Here is a 22,689-nt window from a genome sequence, read left to right on the forward strand (position 1 = left end):
TATTTTCTAAGAGATTAGCACATAATCAACTCGTTAAAAGTATTTGTATAAGATGTTTCAACATTTTACAAATACTATTTACTTATTTCATGTTTTACTTCACCAAAAACTCTCCCGCTTATATACTAGCGCCACTATTTGTAATTTTCTGGAATTATCGAGTGAAATGGTTTAAACGTTTATTAATTGCATTTTTTAGCCTATCACTACTGGGAGTTGCTGCTATAGCAGCCGCTTACTTTTATGTGTTGCCTGATTTACCCGATGTTAATTCGCTAAAGACGGTACAATTACAAACTCCGCTGCGTATTTATAGCCGCGATGGCAAACTTATTTCTCAATTTGGTGAGAAACGCCGCATACCTGTAGAGTATGAAGAGGTGCCCGTTCAGTTAATCAATGCGGTACTCGACACCGAAGATGCACGTTTTTTTGAGCATAACGGTATTGATCCGATTGGTATTATCCGCGCAGCAATCATCTTGATAACGACAGGTGAGAAGAGTCAAGGGGCAAGTACGATTACCCAACAGGTTGCCCGAGGATTTTTCTTAACCAACGAAAAAACATACATTCGTAAAATCAAAGAAATATTCCTCGCGCTAAAAATTGAAAAGGCGCTATCCAAAAAAGAAATTTTAACGCTTTATTTAAATCGCTCTTTCTTAGGCAACCGCGCCTATGGTGTGGGTGCTGCTGCTCAAGTCTATTATGGCAAAGAACTTAGTCAGCTTACACTGCCAGAGATGGCAATGATTGCGGGTCTACCTCAAGCCCCATCTGCAGCCAATCCCGTTAGAAACCAAGAACGAGCCATATCACGTCGTAACTGGGTATTAAGCCGTATGCTTGAGAAACGCAATATTACTCAAGCAGAATATCAAGCGGCAATCAATAGCCCTTCTAGCGCAAAATACCATGGTGCTGAAATTGATTTATACGCTCCGTATATTTCGGAAATGGCGCGTGATTACATGACCCAAAAATACGGTGAAGAAGCAGCCTATACCAACGGTTACAATGTCTACACTACAATATCATCGGATTTACAATTGATGGCTCAAGAGTCATTAAGAGATAACGTTTTTGCTTATGACCAACGCCATGGTTACCGTGGTCCGGTTACGGAATTATGGACGGATACGCCGCTAAATAACGATGAGATTGTCGCTATTTTAAAACGCACATCTTCGATGCAAAGCATTATGCCTGCAGCAGTGCTGAGCGTAAAAGATCAACAAGCACAGGTGATAGATGACAAAGGCGAACTGATTACACTTGAATGGAAAGGCTTAAAATGGGCTCGTAAGTTTATCTCAGATAAACGTCAAACCTTACCACCAAAGCAAGCAGCCGATATACTCACCGCCGGCCAACAAGTGTGGATCCGCCATAATGGTAAGCATTGGCAATTGTCACAAATCCCAATAGTATCGAGTGCAACCGTCTCACTTGAACCTCATGACGGCGCAATCAAAACCCTCGTGGGTGGATTTAGCTTTCGCAAAAGTCAATTCAATCGGGTAACCCAAGCTAAACGCCAATTAGGTTCCAATATTAAGCCTTTTATTTATGCTGCGGCATTAGAAAAAGACTACACCTTGGCGACGCTCATTAATAATGCACCGATTAACAAACCTGATACCCGTCAGGGCACAGCGTGGCGCCCTAAAAACTCACCCGATGTTTATGGTGGACCAACACGCTTACGTGTCGGCTTAGCTCAGTCGATTAACGTTATGTCGGTCAGAGCGATGCGACATACCGGTTTAGACGACACCATAAAAGAGCTGGTGAAGTTTGGTTTTGATCCGAGTGATTTACCACGAAATGAATCGTTAGCGTTAGGGTCGCCGTCAGTGACACCATTACAAGTTGCCACGGCATTTAATAGCTTTGCTAATGGCGGTTATTTAGTTGAATCTTATTATATCGATCACGTGACCGACTCATACGACAACATTATTGAACAAACCATACCGACTATTGCATGCAGTAAACCAGAGCCCTCTGTTGTAGAACCTGTGGCTATTGATGACCCATTTGCTGCGATGGCTGAAGAGCTATCTCAACAAGCAGTAGGCCTATCAGCAGATACATTAGACGAAGAAACTGAGGTCGATTTACTGACTGCTGAACAAAATATTTGCAGTAACCCACAAGCTCGCTTTGCTAAGCGGATCATTTCTGAACAAACGGCATTTTTGATCACTGAAGCGTTAAAGAGCGTTATTTGGGGCGGCGGTGACTGGAGCCAAGGTACGGGATGGAATGGTACAGCATGGCGAGCGTCTAAATTAATTAGACGTCATGATATTGCGGGTAAAACAGGAACAACTAACGAGTCTCGAGATACTTGGTTCAGTGGTTTTAATCCTACACTTACCGCGACCTTCTGGGTTGGTTTTGATGATTTTGGTCGTCAACTCGGTCGCTCAAGCTGGGTGGCCAATGGCGACCCCGATCAAATATCGGGTGGTGAAGCTGGGGCGAAAACCGCAGGTCCTGGCTGGAATGACTTTATGAATAAAGCCCTCGCGGGTAGCCCGGAAGCGCCGGTTATTCCACCGAAGGGGATTGTCTCTGCACGTATTGATTTAGCCACGGGTAAATTAACACGTAAGACAGACCACACCACACAGTTTGAGTATTTTGTTGAAGGTACAGAACCCAAAGAATATGTCACCGAAACACCTCAAAGTGGTGATATCTTTATCGACAATGTTGCTGAAGATTTATTTCAATAACACCCTTTAAAATAAGCGGATAAAAAAAGCCATTCAGTCGAATGGCTTTTTTATGTCTGAACTGACCAACTATTGAGTGGCATCGGGCAGCAATAATTGATGTAGTTCAGCTAAATTACGGACCTGATAGCTTGGAGATATATTATTAGTCACAGGTGCATCATGATGATTTAACCAACAGGTGTCGATACCGGCATTGATACCGCCTAAAATATCAGAATGTAGGTTATCACCGACCATGAGTACTTGATGCTTCTCCGGCTCCCCCATTAAGCCAAACGCATGATGAAAAATAGCCACATCAGGTTTTGCTTTACCCAGTTGTTCAGAGATAACCACAGGATTAAAGGCACCTTGAAAGCCTGTGCGACTCAAGCGGATATTTTGTAACTCGGTAAAACCATTAGTAATGATACCAAGCTTGACCCTACCATTTAATGAGTCAATCAATTCCCGGGCACCGGGTAATGGCTGACAAATATCGGCCATTGCCGCCAGAAATTGACTGTTTAGATGTTGCGGGGTAACAGACAACTTTGTCGCCCAGTCATGAAACCGAGTGTGTTGTAAATGCACAGCACTAATTACACCATTTTGGTATTCAACCCATAGTGGTTTGTTGACCTGCTGATAAACAGCAAAGTTTTCGGTGTTAAAATCAATATTAAATCGAGAGAACATTAATTTCAATCCCGCAAAATCATCGAAATGAAATAACGTTTCGTCAGCATCAAATAAAATCCATTTATATTTATTGAGCATATTTAACATCAATGAGATCCTTATTTCGTTCAAATAAATGGTTAACTATGGCAGCTAAGCGTTAAATAATGACTTTAACGCAGCTTCTTGCCTCAGTAGACTTTGATAAATAGTTAGCTGATTTATCGCGCGATCAAGATTATGGTTTTGGTGCTTGATCCCAAAATAAACATCACCATTTAAATAATCAGTTAAAAATCGTACCCCAAGCATTAACGGCATCACTTTAGTTCCTAGCCATAAACTGCGCTTTTCAAGCGGGGTAATGATGCCAGCGAGAGACGCTATATACGCGTTTGCCGCAGCAATAATGATCTCAGGTCGTGCATACACATTGCCTAAGTCAGTCGAGTCTTCCGGCTCAGGGGAACAAAAAGCCCGCACCATATCACCAAAGTCATACATCAAATACCCTTTCATGCAGGTATCTAAATCAATAATAGCCAGACTAGACATATCTCGACTATCAAACAGCATATTATTGATTTTAGTATCATTGTGACAAATCCTTAGCGGTAAGGCAGCTTCATATTGTACTAATTCTGCTAATAAATCCGTTTGTGCTAAGCACAAGTCCGGCCATTTTTTACACTGGACTAATCGACCGTTGACATCATTAACCATTGCATCATGCAATTGAGTGATACGCTGGGGTAAATTCAAAAAGTTGGGAATAACATCGATAATGTCATTGGGGGTTAAATCACTCAACGCCGCGGCAAAATGGCCAAAAGCTGCGGCGGCCAGCATGGCTTGTTCGGGAGTATCAACCACTTCAATCGTATCGCTATGGGGCAAGTAATCTATTGCTCGCCAAAACCCTTGCTCACCTAAATCTAAGTAAAGTGCACCTGAAACGGTGGCTATTGGACTCACCACTTGCAATGGATATTGCTGCTGTTGACGCTTAGTGAGTAAATGCTGACTAATATTGCTGGCATTTTGAATCATCACCTTAGGATCGGTAAATATTTGGGTGTTGATACGCTGCAAGACCATCGTTTTAGCGTTATCATTCACCAAAAAAGTCTGATTAATATGGCCATTACCCAGTGGATGAAGCGTACTATGCTCGCCCCTAAAACCAAACTGAGACAATACATTTTTGCGGATAAAATTAACCAATCACAACTCCAAACTCATCTTTATCATAGCCAAAGATAACCGACAGAGCTCTACTGTCTGATTATCTCCCTAATGGTTACTGGCTTAGTATCATTTCAAATTGAGGGTTTTGCATTAATGTTGCTTGGCTGCCCTTTAAGCTAAATTCATAACCACACAACTTAAAGCTACCTTTAAGCGCGACATTATTGACAATGGCATCTTTATCCAGCGGCGTAAATCTGGCTTCAGTGGCACTGTCCTGTAACCGATCAACCGTGAGTGGTCGATAACGACTACCATCATTAAATTCAAGGTTGGCGCAGGTTTTATCGCCTATGGCGCTGGCTAAATGCCACAAGCGTCTAGCATCACCGCGATCCCCTAACCAGCGTACAATCAGAACATCGCCGTCTAGTACTAACCAAAACCCATCCGGCAGTTTAATCATTTGTCGACTACTGGCTTGTTGTTGATTGATCATCTCATCAGCATGGTCAGTTTGTTCTGTCGCCTCGCCAGAAAAAACACTGATCAAGGCGGAAACTAAATATACAACCAAACCGGCAGCGACAATGGCAGCAGTAATTTTTCCGATTAAAATAAGCTTTTGCTGATGTAACTTGGCCACATTAAGCCAAGATTTTGCAAGCTCGGTAATCGACCCTGAATGCAATGCATCCTGATCAACATAAAGAGGCTGATTACTGCGAGCAGATGATGTAGAAAATGATCTCACTTGATCATCCTCCATTTTCTCATCAACGTCATGGTCCATGTGTGCGTCAGTTTGCTCGGAACTTGCCTGCTGCACCACATCATCATTTAATTGGTATTTTTCTCTCTCGAAAGAATCTGGCTCAACCGAACCCGTAAAGTTCACTTCATCATCCGTTAACTCTGTTGATGAAAATGTACTCTCTGGCATAGTATGAACAGGCATAACCCGCCTTTTCATTACCGGTTCTTGTCGGTGATGTACCGAGCCCGCAAAAGATACTGGCACCATACTGGGTCCATTATAGCCTTGCACATAATTAATCTTACTTTTAGCCGGCATAAAGGCCAAATAGCCACCACAAGCTAGGCCAAACAAAAACACTCCTGCGAGTGCGCCCAAAGGCGCCATAAAGTAAGTCAATATGCCAAAAACGCCCACAGGAACGACACAAACCATCGCCAATTTAATCGATTTATTGACGTCATTTAGGCGACGAACAGCAGACAAACCAACAATAGGCATTATCGTTAGCGTCACAACCCAATTAATTACACTCGCCGGGAATACGATAGCAGCGACAGTTAACAACAAAAATGCTGCTAATATAATTAGCATTAACCTTAAGCCTGTGTCACGACCATCTCGGCACAGTAGGGGTTTTACAAACATCAATCATTCCTATTAATTTACAAAAAAATCAAAACAGCTGGCTACATAACAGAAATCGTCGGTGATTCTACACCGCTATTACAAGGTTAAAGGATTGTTGTTATCATCAAAATCGACAACCGCTATTAATAGCCCAAAGCCTACAGAATTTATCTTATAAAGCCAGACCCAAGCTAGATTTTGGATTACTTTTTTATTCCTACTCTTGCAAGTCACTTTTATCCATCTTATCGCGATAAGACACATCAGCAATCTCTATGATTGCGCTAGCATAACCCTACTGTTAACGAGTATAATATTAAGCTTTCTTAATGAATAATCGGATGAGCAACCCTATTTATGAGCACTCGTGGAAATCTTTTTATTGTGTCAGCCCCTAGTGGCGCAGGTAAATCATCACTTATATCAGCACTATTAAAAGATAAACCCAGCGATAAACAGGTTTCTGTGTCACATACGACCCGTAAACCTCGCCTTGGCGAAGTTGATGGACAGCATTATCATTTCGTGACTATTGAGCAATTTAAAGCATTAATTGCCCAAAATGCCTTTCTTGAATGGGCCGAAGTCTTTGGCAATTTTTATGGCACCTCCAAGCGCGTCATCGAACAAACCTTAGATAAAGGTATCGATGTGTTTCTTGATATTGATTGGCAAGGCGCAGAGCAAGTTAAAAAATTGATGAAAACGGCAGTAGGGGTGTTTATTTTACCGCCGTCTAAGTCCGAGCTTGAACGCCGTTTAACCGGTCGAGGCCAAGACAATCAACAAGTGATTGATTCACGTATGGCACAAGCCGTTTCAGAAATGTCACATTACGCTCAATATGACTTTGTGATTGTAAATGATGATTTTGATGTCGCATTGGTCGATTTAAGCGCCATTATCCGCAGTCAACGATTAACCTGTGCTAGTCAGCAGTGTGCCCACAATGATATGATTACTGATCTCTTGGCAAATTAATTGTCATAGTGTACAATTTTGCGTCCTTTTTCCCCATAGATAACACTGGAGTTTCAACACATGGCTCGCGTAACTGTAGAAGACGCCGTAAACAAAATCGGCAACCGTTTTGATATGATCCTGGTTGCAGCGCGTCGTGCACGCCAAATCGCCGTCCAAGGTAAAGAACCTATGGTTGATGAGATGAATGATAAACCAACGGTTGTCGCATTACGTGAAATCGAATTAGGTTTAGTCACCTCAAACACTTTAGATGCTGATGAGCGCCAAACTGTTCGTGAACGTGAAGCCGCTGAAATTGCCGCTGTCGCAGCCATTGCAGAAGGCCGCGTTTTATAAGGAGTAGCGCCACTTGTATCTGTTTGAAGGTCTAAAAGAGTCAGCATCCAGCTATTTAGAGCCGGATCAAGTAGAATTACTCAAGCAGGCCTATTTGGTTGCGCGTGATGCCCACGAAGGGCAAATGCGCACAAGTGGCGAGCCTTACATTACCCATCCTGTTGCGGTTAGCCGCATCTTGGCAGACATGCGTCTCGACCATGAGTCGCTTATGGCTGCCTTACTTCATGACACCATCGAAGATACACCTGTCACCAAAGAAGAACTCTCTGAGTTATTTGGTGTTGCTGTTGCAGAACTAGTGGAAGGTGTATCAAAGCTTGATAAAATCAAGTTTCGTGATAGAAAAGAAGCCCAAGCGGAAAACTTCCGTAAAATGATGATGGCAATGACTCAAGATATTCGAGTGATCCTCATCAAATTGGCTGATCGAACCCACAACATGCGTACTTTAGGCGCACTGCGCCCTGATAAACGCCGTCGTATTGCTCGTGAAACCCTAGAAATCTACGCCCCAATTGCTAATCGATTAGGTATTCACAATATCAAAATCGAACTTGAAGACTTAGGTTTTCAAGCCTATTACCCTATGCGCCATAGAGTGATCCGCGATGTTGTCAAAGCGGCCCGGGGTAATCGTAAAGAACTGATTAACAGTATTGAACTTGCTATTGAAAAACGCCTTGAAGAGGCTGGAATACCCACAAAAGTTAAAGGCCGTGAAAAAAACCTCTACTCGATTTATCGAAAAATGCGCAGTAAAGAACTGCAATTTCAAGAGGTCATGGATATCTATGCGTTCCGCGTTATTGTTGACTCTATCGATACCTGTTATCGCGTTTTAGGCGCTATGCACGGATTATACAAGCCGCGCCCTGGACGTTTTAAAGATTATATCGCTATTCCAAAAGCCAACGGTTATCAATCATTGCACACATCATTATTTGGTCCTCATGCGGTTCCTGTTGAAGTGCAAATTCGCACTGAAGAAATGGATCAAATGGCCGACAAAGGTGTCGCTGCACATTGGATGTATAAAAATAAGATTGATTCGGCTCAGCAAAGTACCTCTCAAGTTCGTGCTCACCGATGGATGCAAAGTTTGCTGGAATTGCAGCAAAGCGCCAGCAGCTCATTTGAATTTGTTGAAAACGTTAAAACAGAGCTATTTCCTGAAGAAATTTATGTGTTTACCCCAGAAGGCCGTATTTTAGAATTGCCGGTTAATGCCACAGCGGTCGACTTTGCCTACGAAGTGCATACTGATGTGGGTAATACCTGCGTGGGGGCGAGAGTCAATCGCCAAGCTTATCCTCTGAGCCAGCCACTGATCTCTGGGCAAACGGTTGAAATTATTACCGCTAAAGGCGCTCGTCCTAATGCTGCATGGTTAAACTTTGTGGTCACCGGTAAAGCTCGTGGTAAAATTAGGCAAGTATTGAAGAGCCTTAAAGGTGATAACGCCATTGCATTAGGTAAGCGTTTGTTAAACCATGCCTTGGGTGATACTAAACTTGAAACTATTCCAGCCGATTTACTTGAGAAAGTGATTAAAGAAACCAAACATACTTCGCTGGACTCATTACTGGCCGATATTGGCTTAGGTAATGCCATGAGTATTGTGATTGCCCAACGTTTATTAGGCCAACAGCTAGACGCTCACGATCATAATAACGAAACCTTGCAGATGCCAATTCGTGGCGCTGAAGGTATGTTGGTGACCTACGCTAATTGTTGTCGCCCTATCCCTGGCGATGCCGTCATTGCCCATGTGAGTCCAGGCAAAGGTTTAGTGGTTCACATGGAAAGCTGTGCCAATATTCGTGGCTATCAAGGCGAGCCTGATAAGTACATATCTGTGCATTGGGACAACGTAGAAGGCGCAGAGTACCAAGCTAATCTGCGCGTCGAAATTGTTAACCATCAAGGTGCGCTGGCTAAAATCACCTCGATTATCGCTTCAGCTGGGTCAAATATTCACAATCTCAGTACCGAAGAGCGTGATGGCCGAGTGTATTTGATTAATTTACGTATTTCAGTTAAAGATCGTGTCCATCTTGCCAACGTAATGCGCAGGATACGCGTTTTACCTGAAGTATTACGCACCTCGCGTAATCGCTAGTCACTGATCACAATAAAGAGAGTACAACATGGCTGAAAAAATTATCATCGCAACCGACAAAGCCCCACAAGCAATTGGCACTTACTCACAAGCCGTTAAAGTCGGCAGTACCGTTTATCTTTCAGGTCAAATTCCATTAGATCCAAAAACCATGACCATGGTAAGCGATGATTTTGCTGAACAAGTCGTGCAAGTTTTCGAAAATTTATCTGCGGTATGCGAAGCTGCAAGCGGAAAAATGAGTGATATCGTTAAGTTAAATATCTTCCTGACCGATCTGTCTCATTTCGCCACAGTTAATGAAATTATGAGCCGTTATTTTCAACAGCCTTACCCTGCTCGTGCCGCTATTGGCATCAAAGCGTTACCAAAAGGGTCATTGGTTGAAATGGACGGAATAATGGAAATCTAAGCCCAACGGTATAATATTGTTTAAAGGCGCCTAGAGCGCCTTTTTTATTATCTGTGGGCCCCCCATTGTAGAGTATTTACTCAATACCTATTGTTAATTCAGCAGATCCTGCTAACGTGTTTATAATGTTACCTTGCACACATAGTGTGCAATTGTTTGCGCCAGCGCACAAAAATAGCCATAATAAGTTTATAAAGACCTACAATAACAATAAAGAACTATGGAAGCGTCTATGGAAAATTTAATTAAAACGCCGGTTGAGATGTTGTCTCATTGGGTTGATACACAAGGCGATAAAGTTTACCTTCGCCAGCCAATTGACGGTAAGTATGTGGATTTCACCTGGCGTGAAGTTCAACAAAAAATGCAACAAATTGCAGGTTCACTGCGTCATTTAGGTCTAGAACGTGGCGACAAAGTTGCTGTACTGTCTAAAAACTGCGCCGAGTGGTTTATTGTCGATTTAGCATTAATGTACGGTGGTTACATTAGTGTACCGGTTTATCCAACCGCGAATGCTGAAACCATTCGCTATATACTTGAACATAGCGGTGCCAAAGCCATCTTTACCGGCAAGCTCGATCATTGGCCTGAACAAGAAGCGGCTGTGGGCGGTGAAATCCTCCGCTTAGCCATGCCTTATGACACTATGCCAGCTCAATATCATTGGCAGCAACTGTTAACGCTGGGTCAGCCGCTTGTTGACGAGCAGCTGCCAACGGCTGATCAAGTCATGACACTCATTTATACTTCGGGGTCAACCGGCAAACCCAAAGGCGTGATACAAACCTTTACCAGCTATTGTTGGGCCTGTGAAGCGGTCATTCGTGATTTACAAACCAATACGACTGACCGACTATTATCTTACTTACCTCTGGCACACATTACTGAACGTGTGGCGATAGAAGGTTCATCATTCTATTCTGGAGCAACGATTTCTTTTGTAGAAAGCCTCGACTCATTTGTTGATGATATTCAGCGTTGTCGTCCAACGATATTTTTCTCCGTGCCGCGCTTATGGACGGTATTTCAATTAAATATCATCAATAAAATTGGCGTCAAAAAACTCAACACATTACTGAAATTACCCATTATTAGCAGTATCGTTAAGCGTAAAATTAAGAGCGGTTTAGGACTCGATCAATCTCGCTTAAATGGCTCAGGTTCCGCGCCTATCCCACCATCATTACTGCAATGGTATAACAGCATCGGCATTGATATTTGTGAAGCGTGGGGTATGACCGAAAACTGTGCTTACTCGATAATCAATTACCCATTCAATGCCAAGAAAATTGGCACGGTTGGCCGTCCGGTTGAAGGATGCTTAGTGCGTCAAACTGAACAAGGTGAGTTATTAGTCAAAAGCCCAGGCTTAATGAGTGGCTATTACCTACAAGAAGCCGCTACCGCTGCAGCATTTACTGAAGACGGCTTTTTCCTCACTGGCGATTTGTGTGAAATCGACGAAGACGGTTATATCGATATTACCGGTCGAGTCAAAGACAACTTTAAAACGTCAAAAGGCAAATATGTTTCACCGGTACCTATTGAACGTAAATTGGCTCAAGATTCACATATTGAGTTGATTTGTGTTATTGGTTCTGGCTTACCGCACCCTATCGCTTTGGTGCAGCTTTCTGAAGGTTCAAAATTACAGCCGCGCGAGGAAGTAAGAACCTCATTAAAAGAGAACCTCGACAGTATTAATCCCAAGCTTGAATCACATGAAAATATTGATGCCATTATAATCGTAAATGATGACTGGACCATTGAGAGCGACGTATTAACGCCGACGTTAAAAATTAAACGTCACGTTCTGGAAAAAGCATTTAGCGCCAAAGTAGAAGGTGTCCGCGGTGCTAAAGTACGTTGGGAAGACGAATTATAATCACCCACTAAATGATTAACTATCTTAAAAAAAATACACGCAATATGCGTGTATTTTTTTGACATATTCTGTCAATATACGCCCCATCAACTATATCAATCTTGTTACACACCCTTACTTAGGCAGAGACTCTCATGCTCATTGCGTTAACCATTATCGGCGGTTTTATCATTTTAACCTTTGGTGCAGAAGCTCTTGTGCGCGGAGCCAGTGCTGTAGCGCTTCGTTTAGGCATTGCACCACTGATTATAGGCTTAACTATTGTAGCATTTGGTACTAGCGCCCCTGAATTGGCGGTAAGTGTAAAATCGGCATTAGCAGGTAACCCTGGGATTGCTTTAGGTAATGTGGTGGGGTCCAATATTGTCAATATCGGCTTAATTTTAGCTATTACCGCCCTTATTCGCCCTATTACAGTGCAATCTCAAATGGTTAAGCGCGACATCCCTATCATGATTTGTGCATCGGTATTAATGTGGTTTTTACTGCTTGATGGTGAAGTGAGCTTTATCGACGGTGCCATTTTATTCAGTGCACTTGTTAGCTATTTAGTGTTTAGTTATGTCAGCGCCAAAAATAATCCCGAAGATCTTGATCTTGATGCCAGCCCTCAACACCCAGGGTTATCAATAGCATTAATTATTATGGGTATCGCTATGCTGGTCGGTGGTGGCATATTATTTGTTAATGGTGCTGTGGATTTAGCCAAGCAATTTGGCATTAGCGAAGTCATCATCGGCTTAACTATTGTGGCGATTGGCACCAGCATGCCAGAACTTGTCACCTCGGTGATGGCTGCACTGAAAGGTCAAAGTGACATTGCCATCGGTAATGTGGTTGGATCAAACATTTTCAATGTGCTCGGTATTTTAGGCGCGACTGCGTTAATCCACCCTGTCTCCGCTGCCGGATTTAACCAAATCGATTTTATCGCCATGCTGATCTTTGCTTTCATGGTATTACCGTTTGCTTGGAGCGGCTTACGTATTGGTCGCCGTGAAGGTGTAGTGCTTCTAGCGGGTTACTTAGGTTACACCAGTTACTTAGTCATGCAGGTTGGGTAATTTTACGAAACTATTTGTCAGAAGCGATTAATAAACTCAATGCTAGCAACCGAATTGACGCCGCCAGAATCGCCAAACAAAAGGGTTGGTTATAATTAGCGGCTTAATATTGCCTTGTATTGAAAGTCTGCTAAGATACCTTAAACATATGTATATAATTACAGTGATTCGAAATTGACAGCTTGAAATTACAATGCTTTTTTAAATCTTTAATCACCAACTTGGGGTGCGCACAATTTGCTACGACTGGATCTTGTTCCGATCACCGACCTTAAAGGTGTTGCTAAAAAGGTCGCGGAAAAACTGGCTAAGTTAGGTATTAAAACAGTACAAGATGTACTGTTTCACTTACCGCTGCGTTATGAAGACCGTACGCAAATCTATCCCATTGCCGCGTTGCCTCCTGGCAGTTATGGCACCATAGAAGCCGAAATTCAGTCGACTCAAATAATGCAAGGTCGGCGACGTATGCTAATGTGTAATGTTCGCGATCACAGCGGAATGATGAGCCTGCGTTTTTTTAATTTTTCAATGGCACAACGTAACGCCATGGAAAATGGATCCACCATTCGGGCTTACGGTGAAATACGTCGAGGCAATCATCACAAAGAAATTGTTCACCCCGAATATCAAATTATCCATCCTGGTGGATCAGTCACATTAAGCGACACACTAACGCCTATATACCCGACAACAGAAGGGGTAAAACAAGCCAGTTGGATAAAACTGACCGAGCAAGCCTTAACCATGTTAGATGATGGTGGATTGCCAGAATTATTACCCAATGGCCTGCAGCCAAACAATATTAGTCTTCGCGATGCGCTGCATATTTTACATCGTCCCCACAGCTCGGTGTCACCATTTGAATTAGAACAAGGTCAACATCCGGCACAGCAAAGGTTAATACAAGAAGAACTGCTCGCTCATAACCTCAGTATGTTGCAACTACGCCAACGTAGTAACCAAGATGCCGCAGTGCCTATGCCTGCAACCGGCCAATTATCAAGCCCTTTTTTAGCCCAGTTGCCCTTTAGGCCAACGGGGGCACAACAGCGCGTAGTGGCCGAAATTCGCCAAGATATTCAGCATCCAACGCCAATGATGCGTTTAGTTCAAGGTGACGTTGGCTCAGGAAAAACCCTGGTGGCGGCGCTTGCAGCATTGCAGGCTATTGAAAACGGATACCAAGTAGCCATGATGGCGCCGACCGAGTTACTCGCTGAACAACATGCCAGCAATTTTGCCGCATGGTTTGAACCTCTGGGAGTGAAAATAGGTTGGTTAGCAGGCAAACTCAAAGGTAAAGCTAGAGTCCAATCCCTTGAAAACATTGCCTCTGGTGCAGCCCAAATGGTGATCGGTACTCATGCGATATTTCAACAAGCGGTGGTATTTAACAAACTGGCGCTGATTATTATTGACGAGCAACATCGTTTTGGCGTTCATCAACGCTTAGGTTTACGAGAAAAAGGCGTCAGCCAAGGCTTTCACCCGCACCAGTTAATTATGACGGCCACGCCAATTCCGCGCACCTTAGCCATGACAGCCTATGCAGATCTTGATACCTCGATTATTGATGAACTTCCCCCAGGGCGCACACCCGTGACGACCGTTGCCGTTGCTGATAGCCGCCGCGAACACGTTATTGAGCGAGTCAAACAAGCAGCATTACATGATAATCGCCAAACTTATTGGGTATGTACCTTAATTGAAGAATCTGAAGTGCTTGAATGCCAAGCTGCTGAAGACACGGCAGCGGAACTCACCATAGCATTACCTGAACTCAAAATAGGCTTGATCCATGGCCGAATGAAAAGCGCTGACAAACAGGCCATTATGGCGCAATTTAAAGCGGGTGATGTAAACTTATTAGTCGCCACTACCGTCATAGAAGTGGGTGTTGACGTACCCAATGCCAGTTTAATGATCATCGAAAATCCTGAACGATTAGGCCTAGCGCAGTTACACCAATTAAGAGGTCGAGTCGGCCGAGGCGCGGTAGCCAGTCATTGCGTGTTACTCTATAAAGCGCCATTGTCGCAAACGGCCACCAAACGCTTAGGTGTTCTGCGAAACAGTAACGACGGCTTCATCATCGCCCAAAAAGATCTCGAAATTAGAGGGCCTGGTGAAGTGCTCGGGACAAAACAAACAGGTTTAGCCGATCTCAAAATCGCAGATTTACTTCGCGATCAACACTTAATTGAACCTACTCAAAAATTAGCCGTACACGTTAACCAGCAAGTGCCACAAAACGTAGACGCTATCATTCAACGCTGGATAGGTGATAGACAACAATATGTCCAAGCATAATACAATACTAATCGTAATATATTGTTCATTATCATCAGTTATCACTAGACAAGTCAGCCGAATATTGCAAAATGGTACTATGCACAATTTTTCGACTCCACCTAGATATTTGTACCGATTAGCAATCACACCAAGGAATTGAAATGCAAGTTAATGAAGAAGACCGAATTACCCCTCCAGGTTCTGAAAAGCCAGGGTCTAACAAGATGTTAATCGCTATCGCGGTGATTGCATTGTTAGGCGCAAGCAGTTATTTCTATTTTACCAGTGATGACACTGATGAATTTGAACCCGTTGTTATCACCCCAGTTGAACTGCCAGAATCAGTTCCTGAGACGCCAATAGAGCAAACGCCTATTGAAGAACCAGAAAGCATTGCCACAACAGATGATGTAGTGCCCACTGGAGAATCCGCTGCCGCAACGATAGAGCCACTCCCCACCTTAGATGAGTCTGATGATTTTGTAGAAGCAAAAACATTAGCCATTGCTAACGGCATGAAAATTGCGCCAATGATCTTGAAAAAAGACATTGCCCGCCAATTTGTGGTATTTGTCGATAACTTAGCCCAAGGCAATATGGTGCGTAAAGCGAGCCCGTTAAAAGGCCCCGATACAAAATTTACCGTGAGCGAAATAACCAACAAAATCTATCTTAATCCAGACAGTTATCATAGATATGATTTATACGCTAATTTTATAGAGGAGCTGAGTGATAAAGATTTAATCAGTACTTACAATGAGTTAAAGCCATTATTTGCCGAAGCTTTTACTGAACTAGGTTACAGTAACATTGACTTTGATACGCGAATGCAGCAGGTTTTCAGCATGGTTGCTGATGCGCCCATTATTGAAGATCCTATTGAATTATCATCGATCAGTGTTAACTATAAATATGTCGATCCCAATCTTGAGGCATTACCCAATGCACAAAAACTGTTGATCCGCATGGGGCCAGAAAACGCTCGTAAAATCAAAGCAGCAGTCAAGAAACTACAACAAAGCTTTCCGAGCCAATAAGCTATTACATCAAGCGGTAAAGCTATTTTATTAGGCTATAAGCAATCAGCGCGACGTTTACCGTCGCGCTTTTTTATTGCACAATCACTTTGTTCAATAAACCCTCTGCTATTAGCCTTTTTCGTCCACACGACTTCTTATCTACATTCACTTCAGTGTACAATCGGCAAGGTTAACGAATATTCATTATTGGCATGATTATTATTAACAATTAGATAAGGATAGCTAGGCAGTTATAGAGGGAATGTAGTGCAATTAGTATTTGATCTTCTATCATGGGGTGCATGGTCTGCGGACTTTCAGACAACAGAACGTTGGCAGCAATGGCAACAGCCTAATGGCGACTTGTCGCCAAAATCTGACTCACCAGCATTAGCACACATTCCTGCCATGCAACGTCGGCGCTTTAGTCGCTTAACCAAAATGATGCTAACCGCGGCATACCAATGCCAACCCGATATGCATTGCCGTAGTATTTTTGCATCTCGTCATGGTGAACTTACCAGAACCTTAGGCTTACTTAAGGATATTGCCCAGCAGCAAGCTTTATCACCAATGGCTTTTAGTCAATCAGTGCACAATACTGCCAGTGGTATTTTTGGTATTGTGAATGATAATACTACGACGTCTACATCCATTGCTGCGGGTGAGCAAACCCTCACACAAGCACTCATTGAAGCCTACGCTCAATTAGCACAATCCCCATCGCCAGTATTGGTTGTCTTTGGTGACGATCCGGTTCCACCGGTATACAGTGAATTTATTCACGAGGTCGAACTTCCTCTGGCATTCGGTTTGTACCTTGCACCACTCAATAACATCGCCCACCGAGCTGAAAAGCAGGCTATAGCACCCGAATTACATCAAACAATGCCTCAACGGACGACTCTACGCCTGTCTGATCATCCACTCGGATTAGGCCCTCTTGACAACCAAAAACACCAAGACAACATCAGCTTGAGCGAGTTAATCCATCATATTGCCAGTGCAAAGAATATCCAGGGTAAACTGTGCCATTGGTATTGGTCACTTGAACATCATGACTAATCAACCACACAAACCACAACATGCTGATGCTATTGAGCAAAAAAAATCCGCCGCGCCGAAACTGCGCGGATGTCGTTATGTACCTCGCTGGATTGGCGGTGTGCTTTGTTATATTGCTTTTGGTTTAGGTGGACTGCTCTGCTCATTAACTATTTTACCCATATTACAACTTTGGCCCACTAAGCCAGAGCTGCGGGTTGCACGGGTACAAAGATTAGTCAGCGGGATGTTTAGAGCATTGGTCGCCATGCTCAGTTTTGCTGGGGTGATTACAGTTAACACTAAGAATATCGAAACACTACAGCAAGCAAAGGGGCAGATTGTCATCGCCAATCACCCAACATTAGTGGATGTGGTAGTATTAATTAGTCTTATGCCGAATGCGGGTTGTATTGTAAAACAAGGCTTATGGCGTAATCCATTTATTCGCGGCGTACTCGCCAGTGCCGGTTATATTCCAAATCGTGGCGCTGATTGGCTACTAGATGACTGCTTACAAGTGTTGCAAACCGATACCAATTTAATTATTTTCCCTGAAGGTACGCGAACATTAACCGGTAATATCGTTAATCCTTTTGCTCGCGGGGCCGCCAATATTGCGCTACGCACCCAAACAGATATTTTACCTGTGGTATTACGTACTGATGTTGCAGGGTTGACCAAGCAACAAGCTTGGTACCAAATTCCACGGCAAACCATCAATATGTCAGTAGAAATAGGCACAAGCATGTCATACCTGCTGTATGATGTTAAACAAGGTAATGAAGCCAAAATGGCTCGACAGCTGACGCGCGACTTGCAGCAGTTTTACCTTGATACACTTAAACAGCCTATCAAGTCACATTGATAGCCATACTTATAAGAAAAACAAAAAAATGAACTTACACAATCAAATAAAACAACTGATCATCGATTGCTTAGATCTAGAAGATGTCACTGTCGATGATATCGAAACCGATGCAGCCTTATTTGGTGACGGTCTAGGCTTAGACTCGATCGATGCACTCGAATTAGGCTTGGCCATTAAGAAAGAATTTGATATCAAAATTGAAGCAAATTCTGATGCGACTACTGCACACTTTTTCAGTGTTGCTAGCTTAGCTAGCTTTATTGAATCTCAACGTGTTTAGGAGCCTGCATGCAAAATCGTGAACAAATTCTCGAAATGCTTAGCGCCATTTTAGTTGAAGATTTTGAAATAGATGCGGCCGATATCACTCTAGAAGCTTCTTTGTATAAAGACCTTGATTTAGATAGTATTGATGCGGTTGATTTGGTGATTAAATTGCAACAGCGTACCGGTAGAAAAATTCAACCTGAGGCATTTAAAACCGTTCGCACAGTCGATGATGTCGTGAACGCCATTGAAGGATTAATTAAAAGCTAATGCGGTTAATCCTGCAGATTATTACTACTTTAGTCATTATTGCTTATCCTTTAGCAGTGTACTTTGGATTGCAGTATTTACCACCGGGCACCATTGCTTTGCTGCTTTGTTTGTTATTATTGATGCGGTTTATGGTCACTAAGCAACAAGTGAAATCCATGACACTGCCAATACTGATTGGCATCGGATTAACCGCAGCCAGTTTTATTGCTCAGCGTAACGACTGGTTACTATACTATCCGGTGGTGATAAACCTGAGTATGTTAGGATTATTTGGTTACTCACTGATTAATGGCCCAAGTATGATTGAGCGCTTAGCACGCTTAAAAGAGCCTGATTTACCAGACTCTGCTATTCCATACTTACAAACCATTACCAAACTTTGGTGTGGGTTATTTATTGTTAATGGTGCAGTGGCGACCTATACCGCCATAGCAACAAGCATTGAAATATGGACACTTTACAACGGACTGATCGCCTATCTGTTTATGGGTATGCTACTCAGTGGTGAATGGATTTATCGTCGTTTTTGGTTGAAAAAACATGAATAAGCTTTTACTCAATTGGTTATCCACAGGGCCTGCCTCACAGCAGCTGATAAGCTTTGACCATCATGACATCATGACGGGATCATTGTTTTGTGCGCACGTTGCCCACCTCCATGCTCAACTGACCCAAAGTGCTGCTAAGCGTTGGTTGCTTGCAGCCAAGCACAGCGACTTATTTGCCGCAGGCTTATGCGCGGCCTTGTTAGCCGGTAAACAAGTAATATTACCCGCCAACACCCAAAGTGGTACCTTGAGTCAACTCAACCACGAATTTGATGCCATTATTGCCGACACGCCCTTATGTGAAGTGGGTGAGTATATTGCGCTCAAAAAAGAATTAAGTTTACCCGCAGCGAAATGGCCTAAATCAGAATCATTAGGTGAATTAATCTTATTCACCTCTGGTAGTAGCGGCCAGCCCAAAGCCGTCAAAAAAACGCTGCAGCAACTCGATGCCGAAGTCAGTATTCTTGAACAAACCTTTGCCGAACATTTACCTCATTGCTCGGTGGTATCGACGGTTTCGCATCAACATATCTACGGTTTATTATTTAAAGTTCTGTGGCCTTTGGCCGCGAGCCGAGCTTTCTTAAGTGAACAAATCGACTTTCCAGAAACCCTTAGCTACTACCTGGCCATCATGCCAAATTTGTGTTTGATCAGTAGCCCCGCTCAATTGACTCGCTTACCTGATGCGCTTGATAACCAAAAGCAACAACGCATTCCAAGCTTAATTTTCAGTTCTGGTGGACCATTAAATTTTGATGCTGCCCAGGCGGTTAAGCAATGTTTTTATCAATTGCCAATCGAAATATTTGGCAGTACTGAGACCGGCGGTATAGCCTATCGACGCCAGCAGCAACCACTGCAACCATGGCAAGCCTTTACCCAAGTCAACATTGATATAGATCCCCAAGACGGGGCTTTGATGTTGCAGTCAGTTTATTTAGACAATCAGGCCCAGTGGCTGAGGTGCGATGATAAAATTGAACTGTTAACTGATGGCCAGTTCCGTTTATTACATCGCCTTGATCGCATTGTGAAAATTGAAGAAAAACGTTTGTCATTAGCCCAAGTGGAGCATTTACTGCAAACCCATCCTTTTGTTCGCGAAGCGGCCGTCACGGTATTAGAACAACCGCGTACCATGTTAGGTGCGGCAATATGCTTAAGCGAATTAGGCCTTAAAACACTCGAAGCGGAAGGGAAATTAGCGCTCAATAATGCGTTGAAAAACCACTTATTAAGCCAGTTTGAGCGCATCACCTTACCAAGACGCTGGCGTTATCCTGCACACTTGCCACTCAACAGCCAAGGCAAGCGTACTCAAGCAGAAATTATAGCCTTATTTAGTCATGATTAAGTCAGAATTACCCCATATTGTTAGCCATCAAGGCGGTAACAATCTCTATCAATGGCGTTTATTTGTTAGCGCAGATTTAGCCTTTTTTAATGGTCATTTTCCTCAGCAAGCCGTATTGCCTGGGGTTACCCAATTGGATTGGGCGGTCAAACTTGGCTGTGAGGCATTTGGTTATTCAGCCACTATTGCCACATTAGAAGTGCTTAAGTTTCAACAACTCATATTACCCGACACCTATGTTGATTTGGTGATTGAACATCAAGTCCAAAAAGCAAAACTGATTTTCAGTTATCGCGATCAAGATAAACGTTTCTCTTCTGGGCGCATTGTGGTCAAACCCGCGTTGGTCACTGCTGCGCCGACTGCCATTGAGAGTAACCCATGAAATTGACCTTGGTTATCCCCAACTACAATCATCATATCGCCATTGAACAAACCCTAACCAAGTTGGCAAAATTCAACCTGACCTGTTATCTAGTTGATGATGGTAGCCAAGATGAAACCCGCTATGTATTGCAAGCTATGGCGGACAAATTTAGCTGGGTAACCCTCATCAGCCATCCTTTTAATCGCGGTAAAGGTGCGGCAGTGACCAGCGGTCTGCGCCAAGCTTACCGCGATGGTTTCACCCATGCATTACAGGTTGATGCCGATGGGCAGCATAATTTAGACGATATTCCGTTAATGATATCGAGCTGCGAACAGCACCCACAGGCATTAATATCTGGCCAGCCGATTTATGATGAGTCCGTGCCTAAAGGCCGTTTATACGGGCGTTACCTCACCCATTTGTGGGTATGGATTGAAACCTTGAGTTTTGACATTCAAGATTCTATGTGTGGTTTTCGGGTCTATCCATTAGCGGCTACTGAACAGTTATTCAGCCAGCAAGCTTTGGGTGAGCGGATGGATTTTGATATTGAAATTATGGTCAGACTGCACTGGCAGGGTACGCCAGTCATTCATGTGCCAACTAAAGTGATCTATCCTGAAGATGGCATCAGTCACTTCCAAGGCGTGCAAGATAATGTGCGGATCAGCTGGATGCACACCCGGTTATTTTTTGGCATGCTCGCTCGCCTGCCGCGCATTATCAGCAAACAACTTTTACAGCAAAAAGATCCACCACCAGAGCAAGCTCAGTCGCAAAAACATTGGTCGACAATGACAGAGCGTGGCAGTTTTTGGGGCATCAAACTGTTAGCTGAATGCTATCGTCTTGGCGGGCATTGGCTGTGCCGGGCAATGATGTATCCGGTAATTTGTTATTTTTTCATAACGGGATCGACGGCTCGACACGCATCATTGGATTTTTTACGCCGCGTTCAACAGCTACAACCTCATCACCCTAATCTCAGTAGCGAGGTTAATTGGCGCGATAGCCTTAAACATTTCTTTGCCTTTGGCAATGCCGCCCTCGATAGAATGGATGCTTGGTGCGACCGAATTAATCTAGAGCAAGTCGACTTTAACGACCGAAAAATACTCGCAGACCAAGTGGCCACAGGTCGAGGTGCAGTATTGATTGTGTCGCATTTAGGCAATATGGAATTGTGTCGCGCTATCTCTGTCCACCAGCAAAAGGTGAAAGTGAATGTGATGGTGCTAACCCAACACGCTGAAAATTTTAACAAGGTACTGCAGCAGCTTAATCCACAAAGTAGTCTTAACTTAATCCATGTCAATGAGCTTGATCCCAGTACCGCCATGTTACTGCAGCAAAAAATTGATCAAGGTGAAATGGTGGTTATTGCCGCGGACCGCACCTCGTCTAGCAGCCAAGGTCGCGTCACCTATTTGCCCTTTTTAGGCCAAGATGCTGCGTTTCCACAAGGGCCATTTATTTTAGCAAGCTTACTCGACTGCCCTGTTTACAGCTTATTTTGTATTCGCCAGCATGGGCGTTATCAAGTACATGTAGAACATCTAAGCGACAGCTTAAAAGGTCCACGAGCAGGCAGAATTGAACGCTTAACCGACGCCATGAGCCAATATAGCCAACGCTTAGCGCACTTTGCCCTACAGGCTCCGATGCAATGGTTTAACTTTTTCGATTTTTGGCGTAGAGATGAATTGATTACTCGTCCTGTTTCACGCCCAGGTACAGCACCTAATTCAAGTACAGCGACTAATTCAAGTACTGCACCTAATTCAAGTACAGCACCTAGTTCAAGTACTGTACCCAATAACAGCACAACGTCACCCCGTCAGGATAACTAAT

Annotated in this window: 20 protein-coding genes and 1 pseudogene; 18 read left to right on the plus strand and 3 right to left on the minus strand. The window is 43.4% G+C overall.

The window, feature by feature from the left end; genetic code table 11:
* Window positions 1-161: 161 nt before the first annotated feature.
* On the plus strand, window positions 162-2,747 hold the full coding sequence (locus tag AAEZ02_RS01120; RefSeq protein WP_124013199.1) for a penicillin-binding protein 1A: 2,586 nt from the start codon (window positions 162-164) through the stop codon (window positions 2,745-2,747).
* 69 nt (window positions 2,748-2,816) lie between these two features.
* Here the strand turns inward: AAEZ02_RS01120 and yjjG are convergent, their stop codons facing one another.
* The 3 genes from yjjG to AAEZ02_RS01135 all read right to left on the minus strand — a co-directional run bounded on the left by yjjG (window position 2,817) and on the right by AAEZ02_RS01135 (window position 6,003).
* Entirely contained in the window at window positions 2,817-3,518 is a 702-nt protein-coding gene (gene yjjG, locus AAEZ02_RS01125) for a pyrimidine 5'-nucleotidase (protein ID WP_351077614.1), read from the minus strand.
* Between the two features lie 45 nt (window positions 3,519-3,563).
* Complete coding sequence (locus tag AAEZ02_RS01130; protein ID WP_124013197.1) at window positions 3,564-4,634, minus strand: aminoglycoside phosphotransferase family protein; 1,071 nt, start codon at window positions 4,632-4,634, stop codon at window positions 3,564-3,566.
* Between the two features lie 76 nt (window positions 4,635-4,710).
* Window positions 4,711-6,003 carry a DUF805 domain-containing protein gene (locus AAEZ02_RS01135; protein WP_351121628.1) on the minus strand — a complete coding sequence of 431 codons (1,293 nt, stop codon included), beginning with the start codon at window positions 6,001-6,003 and terminating at the stop codon, window positions 4,711-4,713.
* A 339-nt stretch (window positions 6,004-6,342) separates the two neighbouring features.
* On the opposite strand from AAEZ02_RS01135, the gene gmk reads away from it, so the two are divergent.
* The 17 genes and pseudogenes from gmk to AAEZ02_RS01220 all read left to right on the plus strand — a co-directional run bounded on the left by gmk (window position 6,343) and on the right by AAEZ02_RS01220 (window position 22,688).
* Window positions 6,343-6,966, plus strand: a complete 624-nt coding sequence (gmk, locus tag AAEZ02_RS01140) for a guanylate kinase (RefSeq protein ID WP_351121631.1) — start codon at window positions 6,343-6,345, stop codon at window positions 6,964-6,966.
* 60 nt (window positions 6,967-7,026) lie between these two features.
* Entirely contained in the window at window positions 7,027-7,305 is a 279-nt protein-coding gene (rpoZ, locus tag AAEZ02_RS01145) for a DNA-directed RNA polymerase subunit omega (protein ID WP_011635854.1), read from the plus strand.
* A gap of 13 nt (window positions 7,306-7,318) precedes the next feature.
* Window positions 7,319-9,427, plus strand: a complete 2,109-nt coding sequence (spoT, locus tag AAEZ02_RS01150) for a bifunctional GTP diphosphokinase/guanosine-3',5'-bis pyrophosphate 3'-pyrophosphohydrolase (RefSeq protein ID WP_351088054.1) — start codon at window positions 7,319-7,321, stop codon at window positions 9,425-9,427.
* A gap of 28 nt (window positions 9,428-9,455) precedes the next feature.
* A complete protein-coding gene (gene ridA, locus AAEZ02_RS01155; RefSeq protein ID WP_351121634.1) occupies window positions 9,456-9,839 on the plus strand; it encodes a deaminase RidA in 384 nt (127 codons plus the stop codon).
* Window positions 9,840-10,071: 232 nt separating this feature from the next.
* A complete protein-coding gene (locus tag AAEZ02_RS01160) occupies window positions 10,072-11,727 on the plus strand; it encodes an AMP-binding protein (RefSeq protein ID WP_335686679.1) in 1,656 nt (551 codons plus the stop codon).
* A gap of 134 nt (window positions 11,728-11,861) precedes the next feature.
* Window positions 11,862-12,791, plus strand: coding sequence for a calcium/sodium antiporter (locus AAEZ02_RS01165; protein WP_351121637.1), 930 nt, complete (start codon window positions 11,862-11,864; stop codon window positions 12,789-12,791).
* Window positions 12,792-12,793: 2 nt separating this feature from the next.
* A pseudogene (locus tag AAEZ02_RS01170) lies at window positions 12,794-12,886 on the plus strand (DNA-binding response regulator); the annotation flags it as partial.
* 142 nt (window positions 12,887-13,028) lie between these two features.
* Window positions 13,029-15,104, plus strand: a complete 2,076-nt coding sequence (gene recG, locus AAEZ02_RS01175; RefSeq protein WP_351121640.1) for an ATP-dependent DNA helicase RecG — start codon at window positions 13,029-13,031, stop codon at window positions 15,102-15,104.
* 143 nt (window positions 15,105-15,247) lie between these two features.
* The gene (locus AAEZ02_RS01180) at window positions 15,248-16,123 is read left to right on the plus strand and encodes a DUF3014 domain-containing protein (RefSeq protein WP_351077630.1); all 876 of its coding nucleotides are present in this window, start codon (window positions 15,248-15,250) and stop codon (window positions 16,121-16,123) included.
* Between the two features lie 249 nt (window positions 16,124-16,372).
* The gene (locus AAEZ02_RS01185) at window positions 16,373-17,170 is read left to right on the plus strand and encodes a beta-ketoacyl synthase chain length factor (RefSeq protein ID WP_124013190.1); all 798 of its coding nucleotides are present in this window, start codon (window positions 16,373-16,375) and stop codon (window positions 17,168-17,170) included.
* A complete protein-coding gene (locus AAEZ02_RS01190) occupies window positions 17,163-18,017 on the plus strand; it encodes a lysophospholipid acyltransferase family protein (protein WP_124013189.1) in 855 nt (284 codons plus the stop codon). The genes AAEZ02_RS01185 and AAEZ02_RS01190 overlap by 8 nt, the downstream gene beginning before the upstream one ends.
* A gap of 28 nt (window positions 18,018-18,045) precedes the next feature.
* Window positions 18,046-18,300 carry a phosphopantetheine-binding protein gene (locus tag AAEZ02_RS01195; protein WP_101033081.1) on the plus strand — a complete coding sequence of 85 codons (255 nt, stop codon included), beginning with the start codon at window positions 18,046-18,048 and terminating at the stop codon, window positions 18,298-18,300.
* Between the two features lie 8 nt (window positions 18,301-18,308).
* On the plus strand, window positions 18,309-18,557 hold the full coding sequence (locus AAEZ02_RS01200) for an acyl carrier protein (protein WP_101033082.1): 249 nt from the start codon (window positions 18,309-18,311) through the stop codon (window positions 18,555-18,557).
* Window positions 18,557-19,108, plus strand: coding sequence for a COG4648 family protein (locus tag AAEZ02_RS01205; RefSeq protein WP_101033083.1), 552 nt, complete (start codon window positions 18,557-18,559; stop codon window positions 19,106-19,108). Before AAEZ02_RS01200 ends, AAEZ02_RS01205 begins: the two co-directional genes overlap by 1 nt.
* Window positions 19,101-20,468, plus strand: coding sequence for an AMP-binding protein (locus AAEZ02_RS01210; RefSeq protein ID WP_124013188.1), 1,368 nt, complete (start codon window positions 19,101-19,103; stop codon window positions 20,466-20,468). Before AAEZ02_RS01205 ends, AAEZ02_RS01210 begins: the two co-directional genes overlap by 8 nt.
* On the plus strand, window positions 20,461-20,853 hold the full coding sequence (locus tag AAEZ02_RS01215) for an ApeI family dehydratase (RefSeq protein WP_101033085.1): 393 nt from the start codon (window positions 20,461-20,463) through the stop codon (window positions 20,851-20,853). Before AAEZ02_RS01210 ends, AAEZ02_RS01215 begins: the two co-directional genes overlap by 8 nt.
* On the plus strand, window positions 20,850-22,688 hold the full coding sequence (locus AAEZ02_RS01220; RefSeq protein WP_351121643.1) for a glycosyltransferase family 2 protein: 1,839 nt from the start codon (window positions 20,850-20,852) through the stop codon (window positions 22,686-22,688). The genes AAEZ02_RS01215 and AAEZ02_RS01220 overlap by 4 nt, the downstream gene beginning before the upstream one ends.
* Window position 22,689 lies beyond the last annotated feature (1 nt).

The sequence above is a fragment of the Shewanella sp. T24-MNA-CIBAN-0130 genome (genome assembly GCF_040310185.1).
Taxonomy (GTDB): domain Bacteria; phylum Pseudomonadota; class Gammaproteobacteria; order Enterobacterales; family Shewanellaceae; genus Shewanella; species Shewanella psychromarinicola.